Source organism: Psychromonas sp. MME1, from assembly GCF_041080865.1.
Taxonomy (GTDB): Bacteria; Pseudomonadota; Gammaproteobacteria; order Enterobacterales; family Psychromonadaceae; genus Psychromonas.
Map to the genome: position 1 here is coordinate 330,517 of NZ_CP160906.1, position 16,143 is coordinate 346,659.

Annotated in this window: 5 protein-coding genes, 2 tRNA genes and 3 rRNA genes; 4 read left to right on the plus strand and 6 right to left on the minus strand. The window is 42.9% G+C overall.

What is annotated here, in order from left to right; all coding sequences use genetic code 11:
• Window positions 1-285: 285 nt before the first annotated feature.
• The 4 genes from pntB to rapA all read right to left on the minus strand — a co-directional run bounded on the left by pntB (window position 286) and on the right by rapA (window position 7,280).
• Window positions 286-1,656, minus strand: coding sequence for a Re/Si-specific NAD(P)(+) transhydrogenase subunit beta (gene pntB / locus AB2N10_RS01575; protein WP_354624807.1), 1,371 nt, complete (start codon window positions 1,654-1,656; stop codon window positions 286-288).
• A 2-nt stretch (window positions 1,657-1,658) separates the two neighbouring features.
• The gene (locus AB2N10_RS01580) at window positions 1,659-3,203 is read right to left on the minus strand and encodes a Re/Si-specific NAD(P)(+) transhydrogenase subunit alpha (protein ID WP_369434211.1); all 1,545 of its coding nucleotides are present in this window, start codon (window positions 3,201-3,203) and stop codon (window positions 1,659-1,661) included.
• A 428-nt stretch (window positions 3,204-3,631) separates the two neighbouring features.
• Window positions 3,632-4,306, minus strand: coding sequence for a pseudouridine synthase (locus AB2N10_RS01585; RefSeq protein ID WP_354624808.1), 675 nt, complete (start codon window positions 4,304-4,306; stop codon window positions 3,632-3,634).
• A gap of 61 nt (window positions 4,307-4,367) precedes the next feature.
• Complete coding sequence (gene rapA, locus AB2N10_RS01590) at window positions 4,368-7,280, minus strand: RNA polymerase-associated protein RapA (protein ID WP_369434212.1); 2,913 nt, start codon at window positions 7,278-7,280, stop codon at window positions 4,368-4,370.
• 651 nt (window positions 7,281-7,931) lie between these two features.
• On the opposite strand from rapA, the gene AB2N10_RS01595 reads away from it, so the two are divergent.
• The 4 genes from AB2N10_RS01595 to rrf all read left to right on the plus strand — a co-directional run bounded on the left by AB2N10_RS01595 (window position 7,932) and on the right by rrf (window position 13,287).
• A 16S ribosomal RNA gene (locus AB2N10_RS01595) occupies window positions 7,932-9,476 on the plus strand.
• Window positions 9,477-9,577: 101 nt separating this feature from the next.
• Window positions 9,578-9,653: transfer RNA gene (locus AB2N10_RS01600), tRNA-Glu, on the plus strand.
• A gap of 518 nt (window positions 9,654-10,171) precedes the next feature.
• Window positions 10,172-13,060, plus strand: a 23S ribosomal RNA gene (locus AB2N10_RS01605).
• Between the two features lie 111 nt (window positions 13,061-13,171).
• A 5S ribosomal RNA gene (rrf, locus tag AB2N10_RS01610) occupies window positions 13,172-13,287 on the plus strand.
• The 16S, 23S and 5S rRNA genes sit together here with 1 tRNA gene alongside, the layout of an rRNA operon.
• 821 nt (window positions 13,288-14,108) lie before the next feature.
• Here rrf and AB2N10_RS01615 read toward each other — a convergent pair.
• Window positions 14,109-14,183: transfer RNA gene (locus AB2N10_RS01615), tRNA-Arg, on the minus strand.
• Between the two features lie 106 nt (window positions 14,184-14,289).
• Entirely contained in the window at window positions 14,290-16,128 is a 1,839-nt protein-coding gene (gene ilvD, locus AB2N10_RS01620; RefSeq protein ID WP_354624809.1) for a dihydroxy-acid dehydratase, read from the minus strand.
• Window positions 16,129-16,143: the final 15 nt, after the last annotated feature.

Genomic DNA, 16,143 nt, shown 5'->3' on the forward strand with positions numbered 1-16,143 from the left:
TAATTACAGTTAATCTATTCGCTCGTACTTGAAATTATTAGGCTGTTAAGATCCATTTTTACTATCCAAAGACTCTTTAACTATAGGAAGGAGTAACTAGAGTTTCAAGTTGAGTTAATAAAGTTATTTTTATTTAATAAAGTGTAATAGGCTGTTTTTGTAAAGGGGGAATAAAATGGGTAAGGCGAGTTTTCTCTTATCAAGAGAAATAAAAAAGGCAGGTAGATTGAATCTACCTGCCTCGATGTTTTCTAAGCTTGTTTATTGCTTATGGAAACAAAGTAATTAAAGAGCTGAAAGTATCGCATCAACCGATGATTTCGCATCGCCTAATAGCATATCTGAATTCTCTTTAAAGAACAGTGGATTTTGTACGCCAGCATAGCCCGCACCCATTGAACGTTTAAATACGATCACTTTTTCAGCTTCCCAAACATGCAATACAGGCATACCAGAAATTGGTGTACCAGGCTCATTCGCAGCAGGGTTGACGGTATCATTTGCACCAATGACCAATACAACATCAGTCTCAGGAAAATCTTCATTGATTTCATCCATCTCTAATACAATATCGTAAGGCACTTTAGATTCAGCTAATAATACATTCATGTGGCCAGGTAAACGCCCTGCAACTGGGTGAATACCAAAACGTACGTTTTTGCCTTTAGCACGTAAACGTTTGGTTAAATCTGCAACTGGATACTGTGCTTGTGCCACCGCCATACCATAACCCGGTACGATAATGATGTTTTTAGCTGCATTTAACATTTCAGCGACATCCTGAGCACTCGCTTCTGTATGCTCACCATACTCTTGATCTTCTTGGCTAAACTCTTCATTACCAAAGCCGCCTAAAATCACGCTGATAAAAGAGCGGTTCATTGCTTTACACATAATGTAAGAGAGGATTGCACCACTTGAACCAACTAATGCACCAGTAATGATTAATAGGTCATTTGCGAGCATGAAACCTGTTGCAGCAGCAGCCCAACCAGAATAGGAGTTAAGCATGGAAACAACAACTGGCATATCAGCACCACCGATTGATGCCACTAAGTGCCATCCGAAAGCTAATGCAATAAGTGTCATAATAATCAGAGCCGATAGACCCAAATCACCACTGACAAAGGCAACTAGTAAGAATGCCGATGCTGCAACGGCAACGATGTTGATCCAGTTTTTACCTGGTAATGATAATGCGGCACTGTTGATTTTTCCGCTTAATTTGCCATAAGCAACAATCGAACCTGTGAAGGTAACTGCACCAATAAATATACCGAGGAATATTTCTACATCGTGAATCGTTTTTTCAACCCCTAACAACACGCCATGGTCAAGGTATGAATTAAAGCCGATAAAGGCGGCTGCAAGGCCTACAAAGCTGTGTAAAACGGCAATTAATTCAGGCATTGAAGTCATTTCAACTTTTAACGCTAAACGAACACCAACACCTGCACCAACCGCCATTGCCACGGTGATATAACCTAACCCAGAAACCTGTGCACTGGCGATAGTCGCAAAAATTGCGATTATCATACCGATAATACCAAACAGGTTGCCACGTTTGGCACTTTCTTGGCTACTTAAGCCGTTAAGACTGCCGATAAAGAGAATAGCTGCAACAATATAAGCCGCTGTAATTAATCCTTGAGACATGATTATTTATCCTTCTGGAACATTTTCAACATACGGTGCGTGACAGTAAAACCGCCCACTATGTTGATGGTTGCGATTAATATTGCAATCGTAGAGAGAATGGTGACCACCGCGTTATCACTACCTACTTGCAGTAGTGCACCGATGATAATGATGCCACTGATAGCGTTAGTTACACTCATTAGTGGAGTATGTAGAGAATGAGCTACATTCCAAACAACCCCGTAACCCACGATACAGGCTAATATGAACACAGTGAAATGTGCTAAAAAGTCTGTTGGCGCAGCATCTGCAAGCCATCCAAAGAGACCTGCAACGACAATTGCGGCAACTGGTTTAATCCACTTGTTTGGTGCTTTTTCTTCAACAACCACAGTTTCTTTTGTTTCTACTGGTTTGGCTGCTGGCGCGGCACTAACACTGATTGCTGGTGGTGGCCAAGAAATTTCACCATCTTTAACGACAGTAGCGCCACGTAGTACTTCATCCTCAAAGTCAATGTCAATTTGACCATCTTTATTTTTACAAAGTAGCTTCATTAAGTTAACTAAATTAGTTGCATATAGTTGACTTGATTGAGTTGGTAGACGACTTGGTAAATCGGTGTAACCAATTATTTTCACACCATTTTCGGTTTGGAATATTTCATCTTTAACCGTAAGTGCGGCATTGCCTCCAGCTTGTGCTGCTAAATCAACAATAACACTACCAGGTTTCATTGAAGCAATCATCTCTTCAGTTATCAGTAGTGGGGCTGGTTTACCGGGAATAAGCGCGGTGGTAATAATAATATCAACATCTTTTGCTTGTTCAGCCATCATCAATGCTTGTGCTTGTTGATAACCTTCCGACATGGTTTTTGCGTAACCTGTGCTGCTAACTTCTACCTCTTCGGTATAATCAACTTCGAGGAACTCCGCACCCATACTTTCAACTTGTTCTTTAACTTCTGGACGGGTATCAAATGCGCGTACAATTGCACCTAAACTTCCCGCTGCACCTAAAGCAGCCAGTCCCGCAACACCTGCGCCAATAATTAACACCTTGGCTGGTGGCACTTTACCAGCAGCTGTAATTTGCCCTGTAAAAAATCGACCAAATTGATTTGCAGCTTCAATTACCGCACGGTAACCTGCGATATTTGCCATAGAACTTAAGGCATCAAGAGCTTGAGCGCGAGATGTTCGAGGCACACTGTCCATTGCTATTACGCTAATTTTTTTAGCTTCTAGCTTGGTTAATAATGTAGGGTTTTGTGCAGGCCAAATGAAACTAACGAGCGTTGCCCCTTCTTTCATTTTTGCAATTTCACTGTCCGTCGGCGCATTAACTTTAAAGATAATATCGGATTGCCATACTAGATCGGTATCAGTGCCGATTTCAGCACCAGAATCTTGGTAAGCTTGATCGGAAAAGCTAGCAGCTGCTCCGGCGTTTTTTTCTACAAGAAAGTTAAAACCTTGTTTGATCAGTAACTCCACTGTTTTAGGAGTCGCTGCAACGCGGTTTTCATTTTCTTGGATCTCTTTAGGTATACCTATTTGCATAGTTAAGTCCATGATCGCTTGTTATTATGAATAGTCGATTTTACGTACAATAAAAAGGGAAAAATAGATCTGGATCATATTCATCATCTATTTATACGTCTTTGTATTTATTTATTTTAATACCTTTGTCAGCCTTTGTCGGTGTCCCTACACCTTGGTGTTATTTTGTCATTTTCTGAACGACAAAATAGCCATTCCTTGAAAATCAGTGATTATTTATTGTTATAAAAAACCAGCGCTGAATATTAGAGAATTTATACCTTTACGGCTACTATTTTGAACACTTATATAGAAGTTTTTTGCAATAAAATCGTTACTTGATATAGCAAATCGCTATATCAAGTTAATAATATGCAAAAAAACAATTTTTGGGTAATTAATTTATTCTGTTCACCTATGTTTATTCCTATGCGATTAATAGAGCTCGCCTATTTTACTAATTCCGTAAACGGTGGTGGGCAATCGAAGGTGATTTTTTCTTCGCTAGTAGGATGAGTCAATGTAATACTTGCTGCATGCAGAGCAAGTCTATTTGGAGATAAATTAATGCCCAATGGGCTTGCATAAAAATCGTCTCCAATAATGGCATGACCTATCGCTTGCATGTGCACGCGTAATTGATGGGTTCGGCCTGTCAATGGTGTTAAGCAGACGAGCGTTGTTTGTTTGCCTCGTGCAACAACTTGCCATTGTGTTTGTGAACTTTTTCCCTGTTCAAAGTCAACAATTTGTCGTGGTCTATTTTCCCAATCACAGCGTAAAGGGAGGTCAATCAACCCTGAATCTTCTTTCATAACGCCTTCAACGCAAGCATAGTAAGTTTTTGCTATTATTTTCTGTTGAAATTGTCGTCCAATATGGCTTTGAGCAGATTTACGCATGGCTAAAATAAGAATACCTGAGGTTGCCAAATCGAGACGATGTACAACGCAAGCGTTCGGCCATATTCTTAAAATACGCAGTGCGATACTATCGCGATGTTTTTTCTCTCTGCCAGGTACACTTAACAACCCATAGGGTTTATTTAATACAACAATATCTTCATCTTGATAAAGAATATCCAAATAGGGGGCTTGCGGTGGGTAGTAAACAAAATTGGGCATAGTATTTCTTATTAATGAATTAAGTTAAAGCTGACAGCATTCGCTGTCAGCACACAACATTTTATGATGGTGTTGAGACGATAAAGCGGATAGCGTCTAACTTCAACTGTGTTTGATTTAGAATCTGCTCAAAATTTGTCTGTTGATCGCGTAGATATTGGATCTCTTCTTCACGAATATTGGCATTAATCGCTTGCAGAGCTTGTAAACGACTACGTTCTTGTTGCAACGTCTGCTGCATATTTTGGCGAGCATCAACTAAGATATCATTCATCAAAGTCTGAGCGCTAGGTAACGACTCTTTAATAAGTTGATGTATTAATGTCTGTGAGGTATTTACAATCTTACGGCTTATATGTCGATTAATAGGAGTCAATTGACGATCAAAGCTTGAAAATGTCACACTTTCGCCTAAATTTTTGCCATTTTTATCTACCAAAAGACGAATTGGCGTTGTCGGCAAGAAACGACTTAGCTGTGCATTATCGGTATTTAATGCTTCAACGACATAAATTAATTCCAAAAACGTGGAAGCGGGTGGTAATGAGTTATTTTTCAAAATTGCAACGGATGTTGTGCCAGTATCCGCGCTTAGAATCATTTCCATACCTGCGGTTATCATTGGATGCTCCCAAGTTAAATACTGGACGTCATCACGGCTTAATGCTGTTTGGCGATTAAAAGTAACCGTAATACCATCTTCTGGTAATCCCGGGAAATCAGAGGTCAACATGTGCCCTGTCGGTTTAAGTACGATACAATGTGCGCTTTGGTCTTCTTGTTGTATTCCTATCACATCAAACAATTGCAACGCGAATTGAGTGAAATCGGGTTTTTGATCGACCTCAATCAGGTCATCGAGTAAATCACTTGGTTGTAGCACGCCACTTGAATTTATTTCCAATAGTCTATCTCGGCCTTGTTCTAGCTGAAGTTTCAGTGCTTCATTAAGCTGTCGCGTATGTTGAATTAATTTATTAAATTCATTGTTATCATTGTTACCCGATGCTAATAGTGCTAGTAACTCCGTTTTAACGGCTTCATAAATAGTATGACCCGTTGGGGCCGTCTGTGTAAAAGCTGATAACCCCTGCTCATACCAAGATTGTAGAAATTGTTGCGCGGTATCTTTTAGATAAGGTGTATAGATTTGAATGTCACAACGCTGCCCGATGCGATCTAAACGGCCTATACGTTGCTCTAATAGATCCGGATTAATAGGTAGATCAAATAGCACAAGATGATGTGCGAATTGAAAGTTACGACCTTCAGAACCAATTTCAGAACAGACCATCACTTGGGCACCGTATTCCCCATCGGCAAAGTAGGCGGCAGCTTTATCTCGCTCGATCAGCGATAATCCCTCATGAAAAACCGCAACTTTAATTGCTTCACGTGTACGTAGCGCTTCTTCAATCGCTAGAGCTGTTTCAGCTTGTGCGGCGATAATTAATATCTTTTGATCTTTTAATTGTAATACGAGGTCAATAAGCCAACTGATACGTGGATCAAATGCACACCAAGAGTTACTTTTTGAACCTTCAAAGGATTGGTAAATTTGCTCGGGGTAAAGCGCATTAAATGCTTGTTGTTCAAGCGTACCCGATGGCATCATTTTTGACACTTTAATTGCCGTTTTATACTGTTCCGGTAAAGGCATGGCAACAGATTTTAAACAACGCTTGGGAAAACCTTGAATAGCCGTACGGGTATTTCGGAAAAGCAAGCGTCCAGTACCATGTCTATCTAGTAAATTGCGGATCAACTCATGCTGCGCAAGTTGTCGCTGATCCGCATCAATCGATAGATCGCCAATGATTTTTAATAATGGTTGTATGTCTTGTTCACTTAAAAGCTCAGTAATGGTGTTTTTAGCTTCATCAGATAATTGTTGTTTATCAAGTAATTGATTTACCGCTGTTACGACAGGTTTATAGCTAGCCTCCTCGTTAACGAAGGTTTGATAATCGAAAAAGCGATTAGGGTCGAGCAAGCGCAAACGTGCAAAGTGGCTTTCATGTCCTAATTGATCAGGCGTTGCTGTCAGTAGTAGAACACCTGGAATATCCTTTGCTAAGGCTTCCACAACTTGATATTCGCGACTTGGTTTCTCTTTATCCCAAGCTAAATGGTGTGCCTCATCAACAATAAGTAAATCCCAATCAGCCTCTAAGGCATGTTCAAAATGTTGTTTTTTACATAATAATTTAATACTACATAACACTAATTGTTCAGTTTCAAATGGGTTGATTGCATCTAGGTAGGCTTCATTACAACGAGCATCATCGAAGATACTAAAATGTAAATTAAAGCGGCGCACCATTTCAACTAACCATTGATGTTGCAAATTTTCTGGTAATACGATGAGTACTCGCTTAGCTCTGCCTGTAATTAATTGTTGATGCAGAATTAATCCTGCTTCAATCGTTTTTCCCAACCCCACTTCATCGGCTAATAAAATACGAGGTGCGTGACGTTTACCGACTTCTTCTGCAATATAAAATTGATGGGGAATAAGATCGACTCGGGCGCCGAGTAAACCTCGTAATTTAGATTTTTGTTGTTGATGTTGGTGGGACAGTGCTTTATAACGTAAAACAAAACGTTCAAATTTGTCGATTTGTCCTGCAAACATTTTATCTTGTGGTTTATTAAACTTAATAAAGTTGTTTAAAAAAGTTTCTTTTAATTGGCATTCTTCATTAGTATCGATACGAATCCCGTGATAGGTGATTAAGTTATCAATTTCGCTAATTTCTTTTACTAGTAACTTCCATTCCTGATGACTAAGAATTTCGTCACCAACATTAAAGCGGACACGTGTGATGGGAGCTTCTTCACGTGAATAAAGGCGCTGTTCGCCAGAAGCTGCAAAAAGTAAGGTTAACATACGACCTTCAATGGATACTATAGTGCCTAAGCCTAATTCTGATTCTGCATCACTAATCCAACGCTGGCCTAAAGAAAATGTCATAAAATACCACTCAAAAAAATACGGGAAAATAAAAGAGTATATGTTACCTAAATCACATGGCTAGATGCTAATCATAAAACTATGAATTTAACCATAATTTAAAATTAGCATATAAATGAAAGAAATTAGTACGTTGGTTGTAAAATAAGCAATCAGTTAAGTGTTGTTAATAAATGCTTGCCAATGTGATCTGAATCCCTATAATGCGCATCCACAGACACGGGGCGTAACGCAAGTTAGCCGCCGGTTTGAGAATAAAACAAACGCATTTATCGCTTCGTAAGAAATGTAAAATAAGACGTTGACATTGTTCGAAAGGCGCGTAATATACGCACCTCGCCGCAAGGCAGCTCTTTAACAATTTAATCAAACAATCTGTGTGGGCACTTATTGTTGATGTGATTTCAAATAATCAAAAAGTAACGCTTCTGCTTGCAGAAAGTTACACCTAACTTGTTTAGGTAACATCAATAGAAGTGACACACGAATTAATTCATTTACATTGAAAGATTTATCTTTCAATGATTAACAGGCCAAATATTTATGTTTGGTGATTAATTCAGAATAACAAGTACTTCGGTACTTAGTTTTAGTCAGTAATATTGAGCTTGGTTAAATTCTACTTCGTAGAAAATAACCTAATTAAACTTTAAATTGAAGAGTTTGATCATGGCTCAGATTGAACGCTGGCGGCAGGCTTAACACATGCAAGTCGAACGGTAACAGAGAATAGCTTGCTATTTTGCTGACGAGTGGCGGACGGGTGAGTAATGCTTGGGAATTTACCTTGTTGTGGGGGACAACAGTTGGAAACGACTGCTAATACCGCATAATGTCTTTTGACCAAAGGTGGCCTCTATTTATAAGCTATCGCGACAAGATGAGCCCAAGTGGGATTAGCTAGTTGGTAGGGTAAAGGCCTACCAAGGCGACGATCCCTAGCTGGTCTTAGAGGATGACCAGCCACACTGGAACTGAGACACGGTCCAGACTCCTACGGGAGGCAGCAGTGGGGAATATTGCACAATGGGGGAAACCCTGATGCAGCCATGCCGCGTGTGTGAAGAAGGCTTTCGGGTTGTAAAGCACTTTCAGCGAGGAGGAAAGGGTGCAGGTTAATACCCTGTATCTGTGACGTTACTCGCAGAAGAAGCACCGGCTAACTCCGTGCCAGCAGCCGCGGTAATACGGAGGGTGCGAGCGTTAATCGGAATTACTGGGCGTAAAGCGCGCGTAGGTGGTTAATTAAGTCAGATGTGAAAGCCCAGGGCTCAACCTTGGAACTGCATTTGAAACTGGTTAACTAGAGTTTTGTAGAGGGTGGTAGAATTTCAGGTGTAGCGGTGAAATGCGTAGAGATCTGAAGGAATACCAGTGGCGAAGGCGGCCACCTGGACAGAGACTGACACTGAGGCGCGAAGGCGTGGGGAGCAAACGGGATTAGATACCCCGGTAGTCCACGCAGTAAACGATGTCTATTAGAAGTTTGTGGCTATATGCCGTGGGTTTCAAAGCTAACGCATTAAATAGACCGCCTGGGGAGTACGGCCGCAAGGTTAAAACTCAAATGAATTGACGGGGGCCCGCACAAGCGGTGGAGCATGTGGTTTAATTCGATGCAACGCGAAGAACCTTACCATCCCTTGACATCCAGAGAATCACCAAGAGATTGATGAGTGCCTTCGGGAGCTCTGAGACAGGTGCTGCATGGCTGTCGTCAGCTCGTGTTGTGAAATGTTGGGTTAAGTCCCGCAACGAGCGCAACCCCTATCCTTATTTGCCAGCGGGTCAAGCCGGGAACTCTAGGGAGACTGCCGGTGATAAACCGGAGGAAGGTGGGGACGACGTCAAGTCATCATGGCCCTTACGGGATGGGCTACACACGTGCTACAATGGCAAATACAAAGGGTTGCTAACCTGCGAGGGTATGCGAATCTCATAAAGTTTGTCGTAGTCCGGATCGGAGTCTGCAACTCGACTCCGTGAAGTTGGAATCGCTAGTAATCGTGGATCAGAATGCCACGGTGAATACGTTCCCGGGCCTTGTACACACCGCCCGTCACACCATGGGAGTGGGCTGCACCAGAAGTCATTAGCTTAACCTTCGGGATGGCGATGACCACGGTGTGGTTCATGACTGGGGTGAAGTCGTAACAAGGTAGCCCTAGGGGAACCTGGGGCTGGATCACCTCCTTACGTATCGAGACACATCTTTTGTACTTAGGTGCATTAGCGCAAGTAACAATGAGTACCTACACAGATTGTTTGATTAGACTGAAGAAGTGCAGAAGTTCTATGTCCCCATCGTCTAGAGGCCTAGGACACCGCCCTTTCACGGCGGTAACAGGGGTTCAAATCCCCTTGGGGATACCAATACGATAAAAAAGATAGGTGATCTTTTTTAACCATCCTTTGGTAGGAACTAAGTTTACGTTTTAAGTGAAAAGTACTTTATAAGCAACAATGCTTATAAAGTGTTTTTTAACACTGCTCTTTAACAATTAGGAAAGCTGATAAAGTTCTGTTTGAACGTATCGATATTAATATCAATATGTTTAAACGAAACGAAATTGTTCTCAATGATTAGAATTTATTCTAGTTATTGTAATCAAGCAAAAATAAAAAGTTCATTTTTCACGTAGTGAAATGTGAACAGTACGTATCTACTCAATCATATGATTGATAGGTGCACGAAAAACGAATGTTGTTTTTTGTATTGTAAAATATGAGAAATCGCAAGCGTCTTGGAAACGACATACAAAACAAAAATCAGTATTAAGTAGTGATGCCAAATGGTGTTGCCCACTCAGACATTGACAAAAAGACGTCAATCTCTTGTTGGGAACAACACCTAAAACGCGTCACTGCGTGACACTTTTTAGGTGTTGTATGGTTAAGTGAATAAGCGTGCACGGTGGATGCCTAGGCAATTAGAGGCGATGAAGGACGTGGTAATCTGCGATAAGTCCAGGGGAGTTGATAACAAGCGTTATATCCTGGAATTTCCGAATGGGGCAACCCGGCACTTAGTGTCATCGTTAAGTGAATACATAGCTTAACGAAGCGAACGAGGGGAACTGAAACATCTAAGTACCCTTAGGAAAAGAAATCAACCGAGATTCCGAAAGTAGCGGCGAGCGAAATTGGAACAGCCCTTAAGCTGTTTAGAAGTTAGTAGAATGGTCTGGAAAGTCCGACGATACAGGGTGATAGTCCCGTATATGACAACTTCTTTACAGTGAAAACGAGTAAGACGGGACACGAGAAATCCTGTTTGAATATGGGGGGACCATCCTCCAAGGCTAAATACTCCTAATTGACCGATAGTGAACCAGTACCGTGAGGGAAAGGCGAAAAGAACCCCTGTGAGGGGAGTGAAATAGAACCTGAAACCGTGTACGTACAAGCAGTAGGAGCCGACTTAGTTCGGTGACTGCGTACCTTTTGTATAATGGGTCAACGACTTAATTTCAGTAGCAAGGTTAACCGTATAGGGGAGCCGTAGGGAAACCGAGTCTTAACTGGGCGAATAGTTGCTGGGATTAGACCCGAAACTTGGTGATCTAGCCATGAGCAGGTTGAAGGTTGAGTAACATCAACTGGAGGACCGAACCCACTAATGTTGAAAAATTAGGGGATGACTTGTGGCTGGGGGTGAAAGGCCAATCAAACCAAGAGATAGCTGGTTCTCCTCGAAAGCTATTTAGGTAGCGCCTCGTGTATCACTGTTGGGGGTAGAGCACTGTTTGGGCTAGGGGGTCATCCCGACTTACCAACCCCATGCAAACTCCGAATACCAACAAGTGCAATCACGGGAGACACACGGCGGGTGCTAACGTCCGTCGTGGAAAGGGAAACAACCCAGACCGCCAGCTAAGGTCCCAAAGTATATGTTAAGTGGGAAACGATGTGGGAAGGCTTAGACAGCTAGGAAGTTGGCTTAGAAGCAGCCATCTTTTAAAGAAAGCGTAATAGCTCACTAGTCGAGTCGGCCTGCGCGGAAGATTTAACGGGGCTAAACATATCACCGAAGCTGCGGATGCTTATTTATAGGCATGGTAGAGGAGCGTTCTGTAAGCCGTCGAAGGGAAAGCTGTAAGGCATCCTGGAGGTATCAGAAGTGCGAATGTTGACATGAGTAACGATAAGGGGGGTGAAAAACCTCCCCGCCGGAAGACCAAGGGTTCCTGTCCAACGTTAATCGGGGCAGGGTGAGTCGACCCCTAAGGCGAGGCCGAAAGGCGTAGTCGATGGGAAACGGGTTAATATTCCCGTACCCTTATATTTTGCGATGGGAGGACGGAGAAGGCTAGGTGGGCCTGGCGATGGTTGTCCAGGTTCAAGTATGTAGGTGGAAGACTTAGGTAAATCCGGGTTTTCTTAACACTGAGATACGATGTCGAGTCACTAAGGTGATGAAGTCATTGATGCCATGCTTCCAGGAAAAGTCTCTAAGCTTCAGAAATATAAGGATCGTACCCCAAACCGACACAGGTGGTCAGGTAGAGAATACCAAGGCGCTTGAGAGAACTCGGGTGAAGGAACTAGGCAAAATGGTACCGTAACTTCGGGAGAAGGTACGCCGCTGACGGTGAAGTCCCTTGCGGATGGAGCTATTGGCGGCCGAAGATACCAGATGGCTGCAACTGTTTATTAAAAACACAGCACTGTGCTAAATCGCAAGATGACGTATACGGTGTGACGCCTGCCCGGTGCCGGAAGGTTAATTGATGGGGTTAGACTTAGGTCGAAGCTCTTGATCGAAGCCCCGGTAAACGGCGGCCGTAACTATAACGGTCCTAAGGTAGCGAAATTCCTTGTCGGGTAAGTTCCGACCTGCACGAATGGCGTAATGATGGCCATGCTGTCTCCACCCGAGACTCAGTGAAGTTGAAATCGCTGTGAAGATGCAGTGTACCCGCGGCTAGACGGAAAGACCCCGTGAACCTTTACTACAGCTTAGCAGTGAACTTAGAGCCTACATGTGTAGGATAGGTGGGAGGCTATGAAGCGTTGTCGCCAGATGACGTGGAGCCAACCTTGAAATACCACCCTTGTATGTTTTGAGTTCTAACCATGGCCCCTGAATCGGGGTTTGGGACATTGTTTGGTGGGTAGTTTGACTGGGGCGGTCTCCTCCCAAAGAGTAACGGAGGAGTACGAAGGTTGGCTAATCACGGTCGGACATCGTGAGGTTAGTACAATGGTATAAGCCAGCTTAACTGCGAGACAGACACGTCGAGCAGGTACGAAAGTAGGTCATAGTGATCCGGTGGTTCTGAATGGAAGGGCCATCGCTCAACGGATAAAAGGTACTCCGGGGATAACAGGCTGATACCGCCCAAGAGTTCATATCGACGGCGGTGTTTGGCACCTCGATGTCGGCTCATCACATCCTGGGGCTGAAGTCGGTCCCAAGGGTATGGCTGTTCGCCATTTAAAGTGGTACGCGAGCTGGGTTTAGAACGTCGTGAGACAGTTCGGTCCCTATCTGCCGTGGGCGTTTGAGAATTGAGAGGAGCTGCTCCTAGTACGAGAGGACCGGAGTGGACGAACCGCTGGTGTTTGGGTTGTCATGCCAATGGCATTGCCCAGTAGCTACGTTCGGAATCGATAACCGCTGAAAGCATCTAAGCGGGAAGCGAGCCTCAAGATGAGTTCTCACTGGGACTTTAAGTCCCCTAAAGGGCCGTTGGAGACTACAACGTTGATAGGCAAGGTGTGTAAGTGCGGTAACGTATTGAGCTAACTTGTACTAATTACCCGTGAGGCTTAACCATACAACACCTAAGACGTGTTGATGTAACCAAGAAAAAGTACGTTTGCGACAATATATTTTACAACTTGCAAGATTAAAGAATAATAGACAGCTTTTCTAATTAACTTTTTAGCTTGGCGAACATAGCGCTGTGGTCCCACCTGATCCCATTCCGAACTCAGAAGTGAAACGCAGCTGCGCCGATGGTAGTGTGGGGTCTCCCCATGTGAGAGTAGGTCATCGCCAAGCGCCTAATAAACGAAAAATCCCTGTTGACGATGTCAGCAGGGATTTTTTCTTTTTAGGGTACTGACGAGGATGACCTGCTCGAGAGTAGGGCGAGTATCGCGATAGCGATGTGTCACGAGCTTCGGTGCTCTGCGACGACTTTCCATTGCTAGACACCTATTTAGAAGAAGCCCTGATAGAAATATCAGGGCTTTTTTGCTTTTTAGAGACGATAAAAGTGGCCCATCAACGTCAAGTAAGGACTAATGGACCTTGCTCTCCTTCCCATTCCGAACTCAGAAGTGAAACGCAGCTGCGCTGATGGTACTTAGTTGCTCCTTGTTTCCTTGAACCTCGTTCAAGTATTTCTGTTTATTTATGAGCTACTCGAATATTGGCTATAAAATAGATCTACGCAGTGGCATTCAAATCATGTGATAGATAGGGCAGAATGATGCGACAGCATCTTGTCATGAGCGGGTGAGTACTGCTACCCCTGTTCCGCCAGCGCCCTTCTTTGCCTATAATACCAATTCCGATAAATAGCTGATCTATTTTACTGGTTAAAACAACTTACTGCTGCGTTGTAATTTTCGCAAAGGGAATAACCATTTACGTCAAATTACGCCTTGAATTAAGCTGTTTTTCCTGCGCAAAATCTAGATCACATACTTATCGGAATTGGTATAAATAATAAGATAGCCCCAGTCCGTCTTTAAGGGTTGTTTTTTTTATTACTGGCGTTTGATTGCGATGAATACTGGAACATTGGATATAGAGTGTAGTTACGTGTGGCATTCCATTATGGCGAGTGTAGCGAAATACTATTCCGTATTATTAATTGGTGTCCCCTACAAGAATCGAACTTGTATCTAAAACTTAGGAGGTTTTTGTTTTATCCATTAAACTAAGGGGACATCATGATAATATGCTGATTTTATAGGTGTAATGACATTATTACAATTAAAAAGCCCGTTGATAGTGATATCAACGGGCTTTATTATATGCGATTTACTATCGTACTTACTTAATTTTGCTTAAGTCTCGTACCGCACCTTTATCTGCAGAAGTTGCCATCGATGCATAAACTTTCAGTGCTGTTGAGACGTAACGTTGACGATCTCGTGGTTTCCAGCCATGCGCATCCATTTTGATACGACGCTCTGCTAGGAGTTCTTCAGAAACTTGCAGCGTAATATCACGAGTAGGGATATTTATAGCAATGATATCGCCATTTTCGATTAAACCAATTACACCGCCTGCCGCTGCCTCCGGGGAAACGTGACCGATAGAGAGTCCCGATGTTCCTCCAGAGAAACGTCCATCAGTAATTAATGCACATTTTTTACCAAGCCCCATGGATTTTAAGTAACTGGTTGGATAGAGCATTTCTTGCATGCCTGGTCCACCCTGTGGGCCTTCATAGCGTATAACTACGACGTCACCTTCGACTACATCGCCACCTAGAATTGCGGCAACAGCATCATCCTGGCTTTCATATATTTTAGCTGGACCTGTAAAGGTAAGATTGTCATCATCAACGCCAGCTGTTTTGACAACGGCACCATCAATAGCCATATTACCAAATAATACAGCGAGACCACCTTCGCGGCTAAAAGCATGGTCGATTGAGCGTATACAACCTGCTTCACGATCGTTATCCACAGTGTCCCAACGACATGATTGACTGAATGCTTGCGTTGTGCGAATACCTGCAGGGCCTGCACGATAAAAATCAATTATTTGTTGATCTGTCGTTTGCATAATATCATATTTGGCCAATTGCTCTTTCATTGTTGGGCTTATGATCGTAGGTATATCGCTGTTCAATAAGCCTGCACGATCTAACTCACCAAGGATAGCCATTACACCACCCGCGCGGTGTACATCTTCCATATGATACAGTGGTGTAGAAGGAGCGACTTTACAAAGTTGTGGTATACGGCGCGACATTTCATCCATGTCAGCGACGGTATAATCTAGTTCTGCTTCCTGTGCACAGGCCAATAAATGTAGAATGGTATTGGTTGAACCACCCATTGCAATATCGAGTGCCATCGCATTCTCAAATGCTGGTCTGCTTGCTATTGCGCGCGGTAATACAGAGTAGTCATCTTGTTCATAGTGGCGACGTGTAATATCGACAATATGACGCCCTGCATCTAAAAATAGTTGTTCGCGATCTGCATGAGTAGCAAGCATTGAACCATTACCTGGTAAAGATAGCCCTAATGCTTCCGTTAAACAGTTCATCGAGTTTGCGGTGAACATACCTGAGCATGAACCACATGTCGGGCAAGCACTGCGCTCAACTTTATTAAGATCTTCGTCGGACACATTCTTATCAGGTCCCATCACCATAGCATCAACCAAGTCAAGTTTTATGATTTGATCTGAAAGCTTGGTTTTACCTGCTTCCATTGGTCCACCTGAAACAAAAATAACGGGAATATTAAGGCGTAGTGAAGCCATTAGCATTCCAGGCGTTATTTTGTCACAGTTAGAAATACAGACAATTGCATCGGCACAATGGGCATTAACCATATATTCGATTGAATCAGCAATAAGATCACGAGAAGGAAGGCTATATAACATTCCTGAGTGTCCCATTGCGATACCATCATCAATAGCGATAGTATTAAACTCTTTAGCAATACCACCAGCAGCTTCAACAGCACCAGCTACTAGTTGTCCCATATCTTTTAAATGTACGTGGCCGGGAACAAATTGGGTGAATGAGTTTGCAATCGCGATAATGGGTTTACCGAAATCATCATCTTTAACGCCAGTCGCACGCCATAAAGCGCGTGCACCAGCCATATTGCGTCCATGAGTGGAGGTTTTTGAGCGATATTGTGGCATTTGAGTTCCTTGTGT